The organism is Agrobacterium sp. 5Ca50, assembly GCF_055381905.1.
Genome location: NZ_AP026439.1, coordinates 948381 through 966940, shown reverse-complemented (window position 1 = coordinate 966940; position 18560 = coordinate 948381). Strand labels below are relative to the sequence as shown.

Genomic DNA, 18560 nt, shown 5'->3' with positions numbered 1-18560 from the left:
GTGCCAGACGGAACGAGAGAGCCAAAACAGATGGCAAAAAAAGCCAAGACTCCAGCGTCATCCAATGGGCCGGTCGAGCGTGCCGAGGATCCGCGCGAGCGTATTATTGCCGCAGCCCGCGCCGTTTTCATCGAACAGGGCTTCGATCTGGCTACCGTGCGCGAGATCACTTTGCGCGCCGACGTTAATGTCGCCGCCATCAACTATTACTTCGGCTCCAAGGATGAGCTGATCAGCGAAGTGCTGAGTATCATGATGGAGCCTTATACCACTGCGCGTATCGCCGCACTGGAGGCATGTCAGAAATCGGCGCATCCAAACCTGCCAACACTGCAGGATGTTGCGGAGGCGCTGGTGCGCCCGATGGTGCAGTTCAGCCGCGACGCCGTTGGTGATCGTCCGCTGATCCGAATGATCCAGCAGGTTCGCTCACGTCCAAGAGAAATCACCACACGTTTTTTCCTACGACGTGTCGACCCGGCGGTGTTTCGTTTTATCGATGCCTTCGGGCACGCCGTCCCATCGCTCGAGCGCCGCGACATCTTTTGGCGCTACAATTTTTCAATCGGCTCTGTCATGCAGGTGTTGACGGATTCAGACCACGCAACCTACCGTCTCAAGAACTTGTCCGGCGGCCTTTGTGACACTGACGATGATGAACAGATCATCGCGCAACTGACTGCATTCGTTTGCGCCGGATTCCTGGCGCCAGCTGTCAAAATCAAGCAAAAAGACGCAGCTCTCGCTCAGTCGGAATAGTTTTCTATTTCTGATAATATATTGAGCAAACCATGCTGCATTCATGGGCATTTTGACCATTTATAGTCGTTGACTGAATTGGAATTAAAACTATGTTTGAAACATTGTTTATTCTCCGATGGAGCAGCCTCAATGTCCGCAGCAGCCAAGAAAATTACCGGTTCTTTCGTCGCGCTTATCACGCCATTTGATCGCTCTGGCGCTGTCGATATCGGCGCGTTCCGTGAACTGCTGCAGTTCCATGAGGCCAATGGCACCTCTGCCGTCCTCATCATGGGCTCGACAGGTGAAGTGTCGATGCTGTCGCAGGACGAAAAGCGCAAGATCATCGTCGAAACCTCGAAGATGAAGTCCGAGAATATGCCAATTTTCTTTGGCTGCACGGGCAACAACACCGACACCACAATCGACAACGTCAAGTTCGCCAAGGATAACGGTGCCGATGGCGCGATCCTCGCGGCGCCTGCCTATATCTGCGCACCGGAAGCCGACATCGAGCGTTACTTCCTTGAAATTGCTGATGCGACAGACCTGCCACTTGGCCTTTACAACAACCCACCACGCGTCAAAAGCGACCTGCATTGGGACCACCTGCTGCGCATCTTCAAGCACCCAAATTACGTCATTCACAAGGAGTCGACGGCACGTGTTGGTCAGGTTGCCCAGGTTCTCGCGGCACGCCCAGACGTTTCTGTCATGTGCTGCGATAGCCCCAACCTCGGCCTCGTCGTTCCGACAATGAGCCTCGGCGGCCACGGCACCGCCAACATGGGTGGTAACATTGCACCTGCTGAAGTCGCCGTCATGTCGCGTCCATGGACCAGCTACACTGAAGCAGAAGGTTTCCGTGACAATTACCTGCGCCTGCTCCCGCTGCTGCACTACAACTACTCGGCCATCAACCCGGTTGCCGTAAAGTCGCTGATGAAGGCTGTTGGTCTGCCTGCCGGTGAACTGCGCCGCCCGCTGACTGGCCTCGAAGGTGAAGCACTGGCACGCGGCGTTCGCATCGTGCAGGAACTTGGCCTCGACAAGGTGTACGGCTGGAAGATCAACACCGCAGCTCTCGCCGCTTAAGGAGAGACAGATGGACTTCGGGATTTCTGGCAGAAAAGCTCTCGTCACCGGTGCAAGCCGTGGCATGGGTAAAGCAGCGGCGATGACGCTTGCACATGAAAATGTGGATTTGACGATTGTTGCCCGCACTGCGGGAACGCTCGAAGAAACGGCTGCGGAAATCCGCTCCAAGACTGGGGCCCGCGTCACGACCGTTGCGGCCGACATAACCAGTGCTGAAGGACGGCAAGCCGCGCTCGCGGCATGCCCCAACCCGGATATTCTGGTCAACAATGCCGATGGGGAATTGCCAGGCGATTTTCGCAACTGGAAACGCGAAGATTGGCTGCGCGGCATGGACCGCATGATGCTGACGCCGATCGACATGATACGTCTGACTGTCGATGGCATGATGGACCGGGGTTTCGGTCGCATCGTCAATATCGTATCGCGCAGCGTCAAGATCGCACAGCCAGAACTTGGCCTATCGAATGCTGCGCGTTCTGGCTTGGTCGGCTTTGTCGCTGGCCTGGCGCGCCAGACCGTCAGTCACAATGTGACGATCAACAATGTTCTTCCCGGCATTATTGCCTCGGATGGCCAGCGCGAGCATGTCAGAGTACTGGCAGAGCAAAGTGGCCGCCCATTCGATGACATTTGGAAAGAACGCGCCTCACAGAACCCGGCCGGTCGTTACGGCGATCCGGACGAGATCGGTGCTTATATTGCATTCCTGTGTTCAACGAAGGCCGGTTTTGTTACCGCACAAAACCTCCTCGTTGACGGAGGTCAATACCCCGGAACCTACTAGGGTTTCGGCAAATCCCATTCTACGGTAGCTGACAAGCCACCGCACTGTTTAACGCTGCGCATTTCCGCGGCGAACGTACATCTGTATCCTGAATTCAGAAGGAGCCACCAGACATGAAAAATATTGGATCATTGCTTCTTGCCGCATCGCTCGCTGCCATCTCCGGTGGCGTTGCCGTTGCACAGGAATTCCCTGCACGCGCAATCAGCATCGTTGTGCCATATCCACCAGGCGGCGCCGTTGACGGTGTAGCCCGCGTGCTTGCCGCTGAACTGTCTGAATCAACAGGCAAGACATTTGTCGTTGATAACCGTGCCGGTGGTGCAGGTGGTGTTGTTGGCTCCGCAGAAGTCGCCAAGGCAGAGCCGGATGGCTACACGCTGCTTCTCAATGCATCGATCCATGTGGTCACGCCGCTGATCAACAAGAACGTGCCGTTTGACGTCCTCAACGACTTCACCCACATCGCCGGTATCGCCGCAGGTCCGCTGCTGGTCGTTACACCAACATCCACAAAAGCCAACACTCTCAAGGAGTTCTTTGAAGAAGTGAAGGCTGATCCGGAAGGTTTCAACTTCGCAACATCGAGCTACGGCTCTGCTGGCCACCTTGCCGTCGAAGTGCTGAAGGCACAGGCTGGCGTCGATACTGATGTCGTGACCTATAAGGGCGCAGGTCCGGCTCTTACCGATCTGATGGGTGGTCAGGTTCAGCTGATGGCTGACCCGATGCTGTCGTCGCTGCCACACGTCAAGGCAGGTCGCCTGAAGGCTCTGGCTGTTACCAGCCTCAAGCGTTCGGCTCTTGCTCCAGAAATCCCGACCGTTGAAGAAAGTGGCATGCAGCCACTGGACATGGTGTCCTGGTACGGCGTGTGGGCACCGAAGAACCTTGATCCGAAGGCTACCGAATACCTCGACGCCGCAGTGTCCAAGGTCGTCAACTCCGACAAGTTCAAGGAAAAACTCACTGTGTTCGGTTTCGAGCCGATGTATAAGAACAGTGCAGACCTGAAGGCTTTCGTTGTCGACGAAACCAAGCGTTATGGCGAAATCGTAGATTCGGCTGGCATCAAGGTCGAGTAAAATGAGCAAGGCTCCGGTAAACCCCATGAAAAATACGGATTTTTCGGAGCCCTCCCGACAGCAGAAGCTTGTCGGGAGCCATTGGGGTTTTTACGAACATGACAGCAAGTCGGGAGGTCTGAAGCCTTTTCGTGAAGATCCGGATCCGGCCATGTTCGGCACGGAACTGACGCAAGGCCGGCTGTCGCCATCGCGTATCCTCAGGCCCGCAATACGGCGCTCCTATCTCGAACATGGCCCGGGAACGGATCATGGAAGACGGGGTGCCGAGCCATTCGTCGAAGTTTCCTGGGACGAGGCTCTTGACCTTGTCGCCTCGGAGATAAGCCGTGTCCGGCAAACCTACGGCAATGGCGCGATTTTTTCAGGTTCCTACGGCTGGTCGAGTGCAGGACGCTTCCATCATGCGCAGAGCCAGCTCAAGCGTTTCTTCAATATGGCGGGCGGCTCGGTTCGCTCGGTTCAGACATACAGTTACGCAGCGGGTGAAGTCATTCTTCCGCATGTCATCGGCAACCTGAACGGTCTTGTCAGCGGCCACACGCCGTGGGGACAGATCGCCGGTCATTCCGAATTTATTGTGATGTTTGGCGGCACCCCGCTGCGCAATGCGCAGGTTAATGCCGGTGGCATCACACGCCATACCGCACGCAGTGCACTTCTGGCCTGCCGGGATTCCGGTGCACGTTTGCTGAATATCTCGCCGGTGCGCGATGATACAGAAGCCGAATTATCTGCTGAGTGGCAGCCACTTAGACCAGGTACCGACACGGCATTGCTGCTGGCATTGGCGCACACGCTGATCGCCGAGAATCTGCACGACCAGGATTTCCTTGCAAGCTACACAGAAGGCTTTGAGACACTTCGCGCCTATTTGATGGGTGAGCAGGATGGCATCGTAAAGAATGCCGTCTGGGCCAGCACGATAACCGATGTAGATGCAGCAGTGATTTCCGATCTGGCGCGGATGATGGCCAGGAAAAAGACCTTCATCATGATGTCGTGGTCGCTGCAGCGCGCCGATTACGGCGAGCAGCCCTATTGGGCAGCAATTGCACTCGCAAGTCTGTTGGGTGGCATTGGTTTGCCTGGTCAGGGATTCGGTTTCGGTTACGCATCGGTCGGCAGCATCGGCCAGCCCGCATCGCCGATCAACTGGCCATCCCTGCCTCAGGGCAAAAACCCAATCACCGACTATATTCCGGTCGCCCGTATTGCAGACATGTTGCTTAATCCCGGCACCGAATACGACCATGATGGCGCCCGTCGTACCTATCCGGATATCAAGCTTGTCTATTGGGCTGGCGGCAATCCATTCCATCATCACCAAGACCTCAACCGTCTTGTCGAAGCGTGGCAAAGGCCTGACACGATCATTGCGCATGAGCACTGGTGGAACGCCCATGCGCGCCATGCGGATATCGTTTTTCCGGCCTCGACGTTCATGGAACGCAACGACGTCATCGCCAGCGGTCGTGACAGCTTTATCGGTTGGTCTTCAAGTCTCGCAGCGCCGCCTGAGGGCATTGTGACCGACCACGAAATTCTGCGGCGCATTGCAGGCCGATTGGGAGTTGAGGCTGAGTTCACCGAGGGCCTGAGCGAGGACGAGTGGCTTGAGCGCCTGTATGGGCAGGCATGCGTGAACGCCGCCACACGTGGCATCACCATGCCTGATATCGAGACATTCCAGAATACCGGCATCGTTGAAGTGGCAGCACAGTCCCCGGAACGCGCGCTGCTTGCAGATTTCAGAGCCGATCCGCAGGCGCATCCACTCCCCACACCGTCAGGCCGCATTGAACTCAGCTCACAGACCATTGCCGGCTTTGCTTACGATGATTGCCCCAGACATCCAGCGTGGTTAGAACCGAAGGAGTGGCTGGGATCACCGGTTGCGCAACAGTTCCCACTTCATCTTTTGTCATGCCAGCCGCATGACAAGCTGCATAGTCAGTGGGACCACGCCAAACCGTCGCGTCGTACCAAGGCTTCAGGTCGTCAACCGGCGCGCATCCACCCGAAAGATGCCGCCAAACGAAATCTGGCAGATGGCGACACAGTCACGATCACGAGCCCACGCGGGGCATGCCTTGCGAGTGTTTCGATAACGGACGCTGTGATGGAAGGGGTTGTGCAACTCGCAACTGGCGCATGGTTTGACCCGTCCGACCCTTCCGTTGCCGGTTCACTAGAATTAAACGGGAACCCGAATGTCCTGACGGCTGATCACGGCACCTCACGTCTGGCACAGGGGCCAAGCCCCAATTCGTGCCTTGTCGAAATAGCGCGTTTTGACGGTATCGCACCACCAGTTCGTGCTTACCGACCGGGGGATCTGGTCCCAGATCCGCGCAAGACCACCAGAAAAACGAGGTAATGTAATGTCCTCACGTCTGAACACCGAATTACTCTCAGGTCTGCTGTTCATATTGATCGGCAGTCTGTTTCTGATTGGCAGCCTCGATTTGTCGTTTGGCACACTGCGCAGAATTGGCCCCGGTGGCTTTCCAGCGATGGTCGCAGTTGGCGTTATCATCATGGGGGTGATCGTTGCGTTGAAAGGCATCAGGATGGGCACGGCTGGTGAGGCCTTGCGCGTCAATCCTTCGCGCGTCGTCATCATCATCGCATCGATCGTGATATTCGGCCTCACGGTTCGCGGCGCTGGCCTGCTTATATCCGTCGCGCTTTGCAGTCTGATTGCATCCTTCGCTTCGCGTCCGTTTCGACCAATTGCCATGGGGCTATACGGCCTGTGTCTGGGTGCGGCGTGCAGTGCCGCATTCATCCTAGGTTTGGGCATGCCGGTACGCATTATCGGTCCGTGGTTCGGTTACTGAGGAAAGACCAATGGAAACAATCAACGCTCTTCTCCTCGGTCTTGATCAGGCTATCATGCCGGTCAACCTTTTCTGGTGTCTGATTGGCGCCTTGCTCGGCACACTGGTCGGCGTTTTGCCCGGCCTTGGACCTGCGGCGACCATGTCGATCCTTCTGCCATTCACCATCGGTCTCGAACCGGTGACATCGCTGATCATGCTGGCGGGCATCTATTACGGCGCGCAATATGGTGGCTCGACCACGGCAATCCTTTTGAACCTGCCGGGCGAAGCATCATCGGTGGTCACAGCCATTGATGGTTACAAGATGGCCCGGAAAGGCCGCGCTGGTGTGGCTTTGGCGACTGCTGCCATTGGTTCGTTCTTTGCCGGTACGGTTGCGACGTTGCTGCTGGCACTGTTTGCACCAGCGCTGGCTGAAGTTGGTCTGCTTTTCGGTCCGGCTGAATATTTCTCACTGATGATCCTCGGCCTTATCGCCTCAATCGTTCTTGCGCGCGGATCGTTGCCCAAAGCTCTTGCGATGGTATTCACCGGCATTCTGATCGGCATGATCGGGCAGGACGTGCAAACGGCTGCACCGCGTTTCATGCTGGGCTATGAAGAGCTGGCAACCGGCGTGAACTTCGTGGTGGTCGCCATGGGCCTTTTCGGCATAGGCGAACTGATCAAGGACCTTGAACACACAGAAAACCGAACTGCGATCAAGGCACCATTCTTTTCCATGTTGCCATCGCGTGAGGATTGGCGCCGCATGGCCGCTCCGATCTTGCGCGGCACGGGTATTGGCTCCCTGCTTGGTCTACTCCCCGGTAGTGGCGCACTGCTTGCGGCCTTTGCCGCGTACGCGATTGAAAAACGCGTTGCCAAACCACCGGAAGGGTTCGGTAACGGCGCTATCGAGGGTGTTGCCGCACCTGAAAGCGCCAACAATGCGGGTGCGCAAACATCCTTCGTGCCACTTCTGACGCTTGGTCTTCCGGCAAATGCCGTGATGGCACTGATGTTCGGTGCGCTTATCATGCAGGGTATCGCACCGGGGCCGACCCTTATCAGCGATCACCCGCAAATCTTCTGGGGCGTTATCGTCTCCATGTGGGTCGGCAACTTCATGCTGCTGGTCCTGAACCTCCCACTGATCGGCATCTGGACAAAACTGCTGACGTTGCCGTTCCAGTACCTCTATCCTGCGATTATCGTGTTCTGTGCCATCGGTGCGTTTTCGCTTGGTAACTCGGTGTTCGACCTGTGGCTTTTGGCGATCTTCAGCATTCTCGGATATATCTTCACCAAGCTGGATTGCGACGCTGCGCCGTTGGTCATGGGCCTTATTCTCGGACCGATGCTGGAGGAAAACTTCCGTCGCGCCATGTTCCTGTCACGCGGTAGTCTCAGCATTTTTGTCGACAAGCCAATCTCTGCTGGTCTTCTGGTGGCCGCCGTTGTCGTCCTGGCATTGATCGTGCTGCCGAAATTCGGCTCGGTGCGCAAGGAGGCGTTCCAGGAATGACCTCGCATGTCGTCGTTATCGGTGCAGGCATTGTTGGTGCAGCAACCGCTATTGAATTGCTGAGAGATGGGCATTCGGTTTCCATCATCGAACCGGAACAGCCGGGCGGGCGTCAGGCATCAAGTTATGGAAATAGCGGCTGGTTGAGTCCTGCCTCGATTATCCCCATGTCGATGCCCGGCCTGTGGAAAAAAGTACCCGGCCTCATCGCTGACCCCAACGGCCCGCTGATTATTCGCTGGCGCCATATCCTGCGTCTGGCGCCATGGCTTTTGCGGTTTGTATCAGCTGGCGCCACCATTGCCAAAGTTGAACGAACAGCCCGCATCCTGTCATCGCTACTGCATGATGCTTCGGCACGACATGAAGCACTTGCCAAGGAGGCTGGTCGTTCTGATCTGATTGTCCGCAAAGGACTTATCTACACCTATCCGGATAGAGCATTGTTTGAAGCAGAAGCGCTTGCATGGCGTTTGCGCCGCGACAATGGCGTTGTTTACCGCGAGCTTTCATCTGACGAATTGCATCGGTTGGAACCGGCACTGTCAAAAGCCTACTCTTTCGGCGTGCTGGTAGAGCAGGGTGGGCATTGCATCGATCCCGGTGGATATGTCGGCTCCCTCGTTGACCATGCAGTAGCGCTCGGCGCCGTCAGGATAAATGGCAAGGCAATCGGTTTTGATATATCGGCTGGTCGCTTGCAGGCTGTGAAAACAGACGCGGGCAGCATCACCTGCGATCGTGCAGTCATCGCCGCCGGCATCCACTCCAAGACACTGGCAGCCAAAGCTGGTGACAAGGTGTCGCTGGAAAGCGAGCGTGGTTACCACGTGGTCATTCCGCATGACGTCGTAACAGGTGCTATGCCTATCATGCCTGGTGATGGGAAAATGGGAAACAACCCGACATTGGCGGGTCTTCGCATTGCCGGGCAGGTGGAATTGGCAAGTACAGCCACGTCACCAGACAAGAGCCGCGCCGACATTCTGCTTGGCCACGCCAAACGTGCCTATCCAGCTCTTACAAAAGCCTTTGATGAAAACCGTATCGACTGGTGGATGGGTCATCGCCCATCAACGCCGGACGGACTGCCGGTAATTGGCCCGTCCTCTGCTACCAGTGACATCATTTATGCATTCGGGCACGGCCATGTCGGTCTGGCAACAGGCCCGGCCAGTGGGCGCATCGTCGCTGATCTCATATCGGGTAGACCAACCTCGCAGCATATCGCAGCCTTTGCGGCATCGCGTTTCAAACGTATTTTTGCCTGAGGTCGATAAACGAAAAATCCCGCACGACATTATCGTGCGGGACATAATGATCAAAAACTGACGTGATAAATCGCCTCTATCAGGCGCCCCAGGTCCGTTCAAGCAACGCAATCCAGTTGCCATGCGCAATTTTGACAAGGCTTTCATCGTCATAACCGGCATCACGCAATGCGGTCAGCAGGCGCGGCAGGCCGGTGGCGTCACCAATCTTCTGTGAGATCAGCGTACCGTCAAAGTCCGACCCCAATGCGACGTGATCGATACCGACATGTTCGACCAGGTAGTCGATGTGCCGCACCATCACGGAAATATCCATATTCGGGTCGGCCTTGCCTTCCGGATGCAGGAATTTGACGCCGAAATTCAGGCCGATCAGACCATCGGTGTCACGAATGGCCGAAAGCTGCCAGTCAGTGGCATTGCGGCTGTGCGGGCAAACGGCAAATGCGTTTGAATGAGACGCAACAAGCGGCGCATCGGAAATTTTTGCGATATCACGGAAACCGGCATCATTCATGTGCGAAAGATCGACCATGATCTTCAAACGATTGCAGAGGCGAATGAGATCACGTCCAGCGTCCGTCAGACCAGGTCCGATATCGGGGTCGTGACCGAAGCGGAAGGGAACGCCGTGTGCAAATATGTTTGGCCGGCTCCAGACAGGTCCGAGCGTCCGCAGGCCTGCTGCGTGGAGAACGTGGACGATATCAAGGTCTGGGCCTGCGGCCTCGATGCCTTCGATATGAAACACCGCGGCAAAGCTGCCTTTTTCCATGGCCTTGCGGATATCTGCTGCTATCCGGCAGATGGTGAAAGCGCCCTCTGACTGCGCCTCTATCCGCCCGAGGAGTGCCGCCTGACTGATCGTCTGGTCGATTGCACTGTGCAGTTCGACACGTGGCAGATCACCATTGGCATCAAGACCGCCCGCAGGTGATGGAACGTAGATGGCACAAAGCCCGCCGGCCAGACCGCCTCCACGAGCGCGCGGTATGTCGATATGGACATTGTTCTGCCCTTGCAGAAAGCGCTGTTCAGCCCCTTCGACACCCTCACGCATCAAGCGGGACAAGATATCATTGTGGCCGTCAAATACGGGCACACGTACCAGATCAGCAGTCATTCACAGCGTCCTTACAGTGTAATCTCATAAAGTTCTTCATGCGTGGCAACAAAGGCCTTGCCTTCCGTTGTCACCCAGCCACGAAACATGCCCGGCGTGTTGTATGGTGCAGTCACATTGCCTTTGGCATCAACAGCAACCAATCCGGCGCCAATATCGTGAGCGGCGAGATCGTTGTTTATCAGTCCACCGGCTGCGGTTTCAAGGTCCTGCCCGAGATAAGACACGCGCGTCGCCACTTCATGACCAACCACGTAGCGAATAAAAAACTCGCCCTTGCCAGTACCAGAAACAGCGCAGGCACCATCGCGGGCATAGGTGCCCGCACCGATAACTGGACTATCGCCCACACGGCCATCCGGTTTGTTGGTGTAACCACCTGTTGATGTGGCGGCGGCCAAATGCCCGTCAGCGTCCAGTGCCACTGCGCCGACAGTGCCGTGTTTTTCGTTTTCGGTTGCTTCAGTTCCAGCGGCCGCATGGGCCTTCATCGCTTGCAGGGCCTCAACGCGTTTCGGGGTTGTGAAGTAGGACTGTGGTTCAACGGCCAGACCCTTTTCTCCAGCAAAGGTGTCAGCCGCAGGACCGGTCAGGAAAACGGCGCGACCGTCTTCCATCAGCACGCGGGCCGCCTTGATCGGATTGCGAATGACGCGCGAAGCACTGATCGCTCCAGCTTCCAGCGTCTGCCCATCCATGATCGACGCATCGAGTTCATGTAGGCCATGTTCGTTGAGTGCCGCGCCATGCCCGGCATTAAAGTGCGGGCTGTCTTCCATCACGACGACGGCAGCTTCAACAGCGTCAATCGACCGTCCACCCGCCTTCAACACGGCGTAGCCGGCACGCAAGGCATGTCCTAGATCGAGCCGCGCCTCAGCCCATTCCTGCGCCGTCATGCTATCCTGTGGCAGCACGCCACAACCACCATGTATGGCCAGTGCGATTTTAGTCATGTCATGCTCCGATCATGCCCTGCTATCAGCGGGTGAAGAGGTTCAGGTGAAGTCGATATCGCCGATAACCCGCACTCGAACGCGACGCGCGCCGCCCGGCAGATAAGCAATTGGAATATCCTCGACTTCCAGTGTCTTGAGAGTGCTGCGGCCAGCACCGGAGGCAACTGCGGCGTCCCGCGCTTCAGCTTCCGCTTTTGCCAGCGCTTCATCACGGCTCATGCCGGAAAACACCTGATCGACTTCGCCAGAGACTTGCGCCATAGCAGCGCCCAAGGCATTGGCCACACCGGCATTTTCAACACGCAACACTTCCGACGCACCAGGTATGCTTTCCGGGATCAGAAATGCACCGCCGCCAACGGCGATCAATGGCACATCTTCAGCAGAGGTTTTCATCTGATCGAAATTATCAGCAACCATGTCTCGGATGCGGCCAAGGCATGACTTGACGAAAGTCGGATCCAGATCCTTGACCCGATCCTTGTCACCCATTTCGATCAGACCTGCAGCGACGGCGATATCGGAGGTGGTGAGCGTATTGCCGCCGAACACTCGTGCTTCTGTCAGGATACGGTAACCCACCGAACGAGGACCAATGGTTCCTGTTTCAGGGTCGATAATGGTGCCGCCACCAAGCGCCACTGGCAACAGGTCTGGCATGCGGAAGAGCGTACGCACGCCACCGATATGAACGATGTTGTTTGCCTCGCGCGGGAAGCCGCCAATCAGGCAACCAATGTCCGATGTCGTACCGCCAACATCCACGACCATCGCATCCGTCAATCCGGTCAGGAAAGCCGCGCCACGCATGGAATTTGTTGGCCCGGACGCAAAGCTGTGCACGGGGTTTGCCGAAGCGACATCTGCCAAAGCGACTGTGCCATCATTCTGCGTCAGGAAGAACGGCGCCGTTACGCCCGCTTCGCGTAATGCGTCCGAAAATGCCTGTACTGTCGTTTTCCCCAGGGTCTGCAACGCGGCATTCAAAAGTGCAACGTTTTCACGTTCCAGCAAGCCGATGCGCCCCAGCGTGTGCGACAGCGTGATCCGCGCATCCGGAATAACCGAACGGACAATGTCTGCGGCCTTGATTTCACACTCGGTGGTCAACGGCGAAAATGTAGCCGAGATCGCAATGGAAGTGATGCCCGCGTCGCGGATCTTCATTGCCGCATCCCGTATTTCCTCAGGGATCATCGGCACAAGCGGGCTGCCATCATATTCATGGCCGCCATGCACCATGAAGATCATCGGATCGACAGCGCTGCGCAGATCATCCGGCCAATCGCACATCGGTGGCAAGGAACGGCCGGTTGGTAGCGCGATGCGAATAGCGGCAACCCGCTCAAGCCGCGCACGCTCGACCACCGCATTGGTAAAATGCGTTGTTCCGATCATCACCGCATCGATTGGCGTGCCGGCCGCCTGCGGATGCCCGGAGACATGTGCCAACGCCGCCTTCACACCCGAAAGCACGTCCTGTGTGGTTGGAACCTTGACGGAAGAGATAATTGTTTCGCCATCAATCAGCACGGCATCCGTGTTGGTGCCGCCTACGTCAATACCGATGCGTTTCATGGAAATACCGATCTGAAATCTATGTCATAGCCAAAGGCGCGGGGACCAACCGCAGCTATACCAGCTGGTGTTGTCAGAAGTTCCGGTGCGGGCAGAGCAACGACCGTCACGCGCTGTCCATAACGCACCGATTCAGTTCCGATAGCACTGCCGGAAACCGTATCGAGCAGGCAAAGCAGGTCAGGCGTCATGGCAACAGGCGAACCGTCGCGGAAGGCGACAGCCCACTCGTTCTGGAAGGCCAGTTCCATACGCGAACCCTTGTCGGCATCCATGCCTTCAATCACCGTGCTACCGCGCAGGAAGCCACCGGTAGTTTCGCGCGCAACGTCAATTACCTTGCCGCGGAAAAGCTGTTTGCCACCTTCGTGGTCAAGAACCGCCTGTACCGGATCAGCATGCCGTGCACGCGCATCCATAACGGCACGTCCAAGTTCCACCGCCTTGGTGACGGTGTAGTGAATGCCCCACTCCTTGACTTCCTTGCCGGTGCGGGGCGCTTTGCAGGTCGCCGCCGTCGAGCCAACCTCGGTGCAGACTTTACGGGAAATCCGCTCCATCCACTTCCACGATGCGGCACGGGTAACAATCACCTCGTTATCGCGCACATCAACCAGTGACAGCGGAAACATCGGTAGATTGCCAATCGCAAATGACGTCATCTGCGCTTCGGGATAGGCACGTCCCATCGCATCGGCATTCACAACCGGTCGGTCCAGAATTGCAGCGGCGAGGAAGGATGACAAAGCATTGGAACCGCCAATTTCCACGCTCATGATAGCGCGGAACGGCTTGCCCAGGTAATCTTCCATCACCTCCACCGCACGGGCAAGATGGACAGGGTCTCCAAGACGCTCCTGACCGACCAGCGGCGCGCCCATCTTGGAGACAACTGCAACCATGTCGTCATCTTCAAGTGCCATCGGGTCCATGACCTGGACGCGGCGACCTTCGGCATAGAGACGTCTGAGGTTCAGGGTGGAGATGTAAGGATTGCCTCCGCCTCCAGTACCTAAAATCCATGCGCCGGTGGCCAGCGGTTCAATGTTTTCTTCTGCGAATTCCTGAAGCATGTCTCACCCTAGAGCAATTCCGGCAAAATAGCGCAGCGCGCCTCGAATTCAGGAATTGCGTGAAAACAAGGAGATAGAGCGATTTTCGCAATCAAAAAATGCGCAAATGCTCTGGGAAATTGTGTTTCCGACCCCGCATGTACGGGGCCGGATTTTCTGTATGCCTATCAGTTAACCGAGCAATCCCAATGGAAATTGGAGAAGTTCAGATCCCAGCTCTGCATCGGCACGAACTCGTAACCCTGCAGGCACTTGTTCGCACCGTAACGGCGGTTGGGTGCAACAGCCCAGACATCCGGCTGCAGCTCAGCAATCTTCGTCTGCAGTTCCTTGTAGGTTGCATTTTGTTCAGCAACGTCGGTTGTCGCACGCGCCTTGTCGATCAGCGCATCGATTTCCGGGTTTTGCAACCATTCCATCGACATCCATGTGCCAGACGCTTTCGAGTGGTACTGGTTGTAGAACATTGCGTCCGGCGAAGGGTAGGTCGGCGAAATGTTGACCTGTGTTGAGGCTGGAGTGGTTTCCGGTTTCGAAGAGAGCTCAACAATACGGTTCCATGGCTCTGGCTTGATATCAAGCGTGATGCCGATCTGCTCCAGATTGGCCTGCAGCATCAAAGCCACTTCAGCTTCGAAAGCTAGAGAGGCAACATAGCTGTTGACGAGCGTGATTGGCTGACCGGCATATTTGGACTTTGCCAGTTCTTCCTTGGCCTTTTCCAGATCAAAAACGCCCGGCTCGATGCCATCATTATGGGCATCCTTGAAGGCGTCCGAAAGCGGACCCTGCATGTCGAAGCCCGGATAGATAACTTCCTGGATCGTCTTGTAATCCGTTGCATAGGCAATGGCGCGACGAACATGAACGTCATCAGTCGGGTATGCCTTGGTGTTCAGCTTGATGACAAATCCGCCAGCCGTGCGGGTCTGGATGATCTTGTAACCATCCATCTTGCCGATAGACTCGTAGGTGTCGTTACCGAGACCGTGTGACGTCAGGCCAAGTTCACCTTTTTCAGCCAGGGCCTTTACTGTGGCATCGTCGCTTGTCTGGACAAAACGAACTTCGTCGATCGGCTTGCCCTTGTTCCAGCCGCCGAAATAATCGGGGTTACGGGCAATGACCATGTCGGCAGAGCGGTTGTAGCTGACAAGGCTGTATGGGCCAGAGCCTGATGAATGCTCGCCGACATAGGCTTCGCCCCACTTGTCGTCAGGCTTGGCATTGGCGGTGATAAGCTTCTCGTTCAGCGCAACCATCAAAGGTGTGACCGACATGAAAGGAGAAAACTGGCGGTCAAGCTTCACGATAACGGTGGCCTCATCAGGCGCGGTTACATTATCAGGGTTTACAAGACCGACCAGCAGGTTTGATGGGCCCTTGTTGATGCCAATCAGCCGCTGGATGGACCAGACCAGATCGGACGCCTTAACGGCCGTGCCATCCTGGAACTTCACGTCATCACGCAAGTGGAATGTGTAGGTGAGGCCATCTTCCGAAATGTCCCAGGACTTCGCAAGATGCGGAACCACTTCACCCGATGGGCTCACGGTGGTCAAACCGTCATACATGTTCACAACGGCCATGTAGCCGGTGTAGTCGGTGACCTTGGCAGGGTCGAGCGAGCTGAAGATTTGCATGGTGTTGACGGCAATCGACACCTTTTCATCAGCCGCCTGCGCGGAGAAGCCCAAAGGCAGGGCGATTGCCGTGCCAAGCGCTAATGCCGCAAAACGCGAATATCTGGAATGCAGTTTCATGGAAGTTCTCCTCTTTGTAATGCGGGAAAATCCCGCTTGTTATTCCGCAGCCGCACGAACCGGTGCAGGCAGGGGTGAATAGGCAATGTCCGGGTAGCCGAATGCAGCAGGACCAACGACCTCAAGGGCGCGGGCAGTCCGCAGCAAATTATGGCAAGGGATGGCAATAACCGCGACACGCTGGCCATAACGCAGCATTTCAGTGGTGATCGGATAACCGGTGTCCACGTCCAGCAGAACGATCAGGTCAGGCACGCAAACCTCGACCTCGCCGTTACGACGGAAAATCAGGAATTCGTTCTGGATGGCGACGCCAGCCGTCTGGCCACTAAAGTCGTCGAAACCTGCCAGTTCCAGTTCACCAACTGCAAAACCACCACGCAGGTGACGCTTCAAATCGGTGATCTTGCCATTGAAGATGCGACGACCGCCTTCCAATTCACAAACGGCTGCGATCGGGTCTTCCTGAGCCTTACGGGCACGGATAACCGCCTCACCAATGGCGATTGCCTTGGTGTAGCTTTTCGGAATGCCGTACTGGTGCACATAGTGGGCCTGCATGGGTGCAGTGGCCAACATGGCGCCGCCACCCTGCGCTACAACGCAGGCACGCGCCATACGTTCATGCCAGACTTCCGATACCGCATGACTGAAGATCACTGCATTGCCATGCAGGTCGCACATCACAGACGGCGTGGAGCTGTGGCCATAGATCGAGAAGGTTGTCATCTGCATTTCTGGGAAGGCGCGGCCCATGCCGTCGCAGTCCAGAATAGGCAAACCGCCAAGTGCCGCTGTAACCAGCGGGTTCATGGAGTTCGCACCGCCGATTTCTTCACAGACGATTGCGTCGATTGGCGCACGGATAAGTTCTTCCATCGCCCGCAGGCAACGCAGACCTTCACGACCTTCACGAATGCGCTCGACACCAACCACTGGTGCACCGATACCGCCAAGCGACATGCAGAGCGCGTCGGGCTCAATGGCGTCGGTCGCGAGAATTTTCATCTCGTAACCAGCCTTCATCGCTTCAAGCACCAGCAGCTTGCCCTGATAAGGATTTCCGCCGCCGCCTGTGCCCAGAATGCCCGAGCCGATTTCAAGTGCGTCAAGATCTTCAACCGTCAGCGTGCGCAGGTTGGCCTCGTCATATTTCAACTTGCGCGTCTCAGCCATGATGGCCTCCCATTTCTCCGACGACTTTCACATGAATGCGGGTAGCGTTACCCGGCAGGTAGGCCAGCGGCATGTCTTCACGTTCGATAACCTCAAGCGTTTCTGGCAGCGCACCGGCCGCGATTGCCTTTTCACGGGCTTCAGCTTCCGCTTCTGCAAGTGCACTTTCGCGTGTACGGCCTTCCACCAGCGAGAACACGCGGTCGGTTTCGCCGCTGATCTGCGCAATCGCTGCACCAACGGCATTGGCAACTGCGAAGTTGTCCGGGCGGATCACTTCAAGATCACCGATCCGCTCTGGCATCAGGATGGAACCGCCGCCGACGGCGATAACCGGAATTGGAGAAGAGGAAATACGGCTGCGCTCAACGCAGGCTTCCAACATGGAATTGATCTTGGCAGCAGCAGCCTTGACCAGCTTGCTGTCGAGAGTTTCAACCAGTGCCTTTTCGCCAACATCGGCCTTGCCGGAAGCAACAGCGATATCGGTCGCGGTTAATGTCGCACCGCCGAAGCACAGAGCTTCTTCACGGACACGGTAACCAACTGACTTCGGTCCAACGGTGATTTCCGAACCACCGTTTAATACCAGCGAACCGCCACCCAAGCCGATGGAGAACACATCTGGCATACAGAAGTTGGTGCGTACGCCACCGATGTCGACAGTTGTCGAAGCCTGACGCGGGAACCCATGCGACAGGGAGCCGACATCCGATGTTGTACCGCCAACGTCAACCACAACTGCATCCTTGAGACCTGTCAGGAATGCCGCACCACGCATCGAGTTGGTTGGGCCGGACGCAAATGTCAGAACAGGGAAGGCACGGACAACGTCAGCAGCCATCAACGTGCCGTCGTTCTGTGTGATGTAAAACGGGCAGGTGATGCCAGCAGTGGCAAGCGCCTTGCCAAATGCTGCAACAGTCCGGTCTGCCAGAGAAAGAAGGCTTGCATTCATGATCGCGGCGCTTTCACGCGCCAGCAGGCCATGGCGACCGATGTCCTTGGACATGACAACAGGAAGACCTGGGCAATGCTGTTGCAGAATTTCCTTGGTGCGAAGTTCCATGGCATCGTTGATGCCACTGAACACGCAGGTCACGGCAGCAGCCTTCAGGCCCTTGACGCGAATGTCGCTAGCGATCCGCACGATGGCATCTTCGTCCAGCGGCGAGATTTCGCGGCCATCGAACTCGTAACCACCCTTGACCTGATAGCCATGATTGCCGACGATCTTGCGCAGATCGTCTGGCCAATCCACCATCGGTGGCAAACCTGCGCCCGATGGCAGACCAAGACGGATAGCGGCCACCTCTTCCATATGACGTCGCTCAATGACGGCATTGGTGAAGTGTGTCGTGCCGATCATCACAGCGGAAATCACACCGCGATCAATACCCGAAGCCTCGATAACCTTTTCGAGCGCTTCGAGAACGCCGGATGTCACATCCTCCGTGGTGGAAGCCTTAACTCCCGCCAGTACAGTTTTATCCTTCAGGACTACAGCATCCGTATTGGTGCCGCCTACATCAATTCCAACGCGATACACGTCA

15 protein-coding genes are annotated in these 18560 nt (G+C 56.5%); 8 read left to right on the top strand and 7 right to left on the bottom strand.

All coding sequences use genetic code 11. The features are described 5' to 3' along the window. The first annotated feature begins 30 nt into the window (after positions 1-30). From ACZ5FM_RS21915 to ACZ5FM_RS21880, 8 genes are all read left to right on the top strand, one after another. Entirely contained in the window at positions 31-759 is a 729-nt protein-coding gene (locus ACZ5FM_RS21915) for a TetR/AcrR family transcriptional regulator (protein ID WP_259147142.1), read from the top strand. Between the two features lie 132 nt (positions 760-891). Continuing rightward, positions 892-1836, top strand: a complete 945-nt coding sequence (locus ACZ5FM_RS21910; protein WP_464040762.1) for a 4-hydroxy-tetrahydrodipicolinate synthase family protein — start codon at positions 892-894, stop codon at positions 1834-1836. A 10-nt stretch (positions 1837-1846) separates the two neighbouring features. Beyond that, positions 1847-2626 (top strand): SDR family oxidoreductase, encoded by a 780-nt coding sequence (locus tag ACZ5FM_RS21905; protein WP_464040761.1) that lies wholly within the window; start codon positions 1847-1849, stop codon positions 2624-2626. A 113-nt stretch (positions 2627-2739) separates the two neighbouring features. Continuing rightward, positions 2740-3711, top strand: a complete 972-nt coding sequence (locus ACZ5FM_RS21900) for a Bug family tripartite tricarboxylate transporter substrate binding protein (RefSeq protein WP_192489070.1) — start codon at positions 2740-2742, stop codon at positions 3709-3711. Between the two features lie 25 nt (positions 3712-3736). Further along, positions 3737-6091, top strand: coding sequence for a molybdopterin-dependent oxidoreductase (locus tag ACZ5FM_RS21895; RefSeq protein ID WP_464040760.1), 2355 nt, complete (start codon positions 3737-3739; stop codon positions 6089-6091). Between the two features lie 4 nt (positions 6092-6095). Beyond that, on the top strand, positions 6096-6554 hold the full coding sequence (locus tag ACZ5FM_RS21890; protein ID WP_250984962.1) for a tripartite tricarboxylate transporter TctB family protein: 459 nt from the start codon (positions 6096-6098) through the stop codon (positions 6552-6554). Between the two features lie 10 nt (positions 6555-6564). Beyond that, positions 6565-8064, top strand: coding sequence for a tripartite tricarboxylate transporter permease (locus tag ACZ5FM_RS21885; protein WP_192489073.1), 1500 nt, complete (start codon positions 6565-6567; stop codon positions 8062-8064). Then, positions 8061-9335, top strand: coding sequence for an NAD(P)/FAD-dependent oxidoreductase (locus tag ACZ5FM_RS21880; protein ID WP_464040759.1), 1275 nt, complete (start codon positions 8061-8063; stop codon positions 9333-9335). Before ACZ5FM_RS21885 ends, ACZ5FM_RS21880 begins: the two co-directional genes overlap by 4 nt. 79 nt (positions 9336-9414) lie before the next feature. Here ACZ5FM_RS21880 and ACZ5FM_RS21875 read toward each other — a convergent pair whose 3' ends face one another. The 7 genes from ACZ5FM_RS21875 to ACZ5FM_RS21845 all read right to left on the bottom strand — a co-directional run bounded on the left by ACZ5FM_RS21875 (position 9415) and on the right by ACZ5FM_RS21845 (position 18556). After that, on the bottom strand, positions 9415-10458 hold the full coding sequence (locus tag ACZ5FM_RS21875; RefSeq protein WP_464040758.1) for a dipeptidase: 1044 nt from the start codon (positions 10456-10458) through the stop codon (positions 9415-9417). Positions 10459-10469: 11 nt separating this feature from the next. Continuing rightward, the gene (locus tag ACZ5FM_RS21870; RefSeq protein ID WP_464040757.1) at positions 10470-11414 is read right to left on the bottom strand and encodes an isoaspartyl peptidase/L-asparaginase family protein; all 945 of its coding nucleotides are present in this window, start codon (positions 11412-11414) and stop codon (positions 10470-10472) included. A 42-nt stretch (positions 11415-11456) separates the two neighbouring features. Next, positions 11457-12995, bottom strand: a complete 1539-nt coding sequence (locus ACZ5FM_RS21865) for a hydantoinase/oxoprolinase N-terminal domain-containing protein (RefSeq protein WP_464040756.1) — start codon at positions 12993-12995, stop codon at positions 11457-11459. Continuing rightward, complete coding sequence (locus tag ACZ5FM_RS21860) at positions 12992-14068, bottom strand: DUF917 domain-containing protein (RefSeq protein WP_464040755.1); 1077 nt, start codon at positions 14066-14068, stop codon at positions 12992-12994. Before ACZ5FM_RS21860 ends, ACZ5FM_RS21865 begins: the two co-directional genes overlap by 4 nt. 167 nt (positions 14069-14235) lie before the next feature. Then, complete coding sequence (locus tag ACZ5FM_RS21855) at positions 14236-15831, bottom strand: ABC transporter substrate-binding protein (RefSeq protein ID WP_464040754.1); 1596 nt, start codon at positions 15829-15831, stop codon at positions 14236-14238. Between the two features lie 39 nt (positions 15832-15870). Further along, positions 15871-17007 (bottom strand): DUF917 domain-containing protein, encoded by a 1137-nt coding sequence (locus ACZ5FM_RS21850; protein WP_464040753.1) that lies wholly within the window; start codon positions 17005-17007, stop codon positions 15871-15873. Next, complete coding sequence (locus tag ACZ5FM_RS21845) at positions 17000-18556, bottom strand: hydantoinase/oxoprolinase N-terminal domain-containing protein (RefSeq protein WP_464040752.1); 1557 nt, start codon at positions 18554-18556, stop codon at positions 17000-17002. The genes ACZ5FM_RS21850 and ACZ5FM_RS21845 overlap by 8 nt, the downstream gene beginning before the upstream one ends. Positions 18557-18560 lie beyond the last annotated feature (4 nt).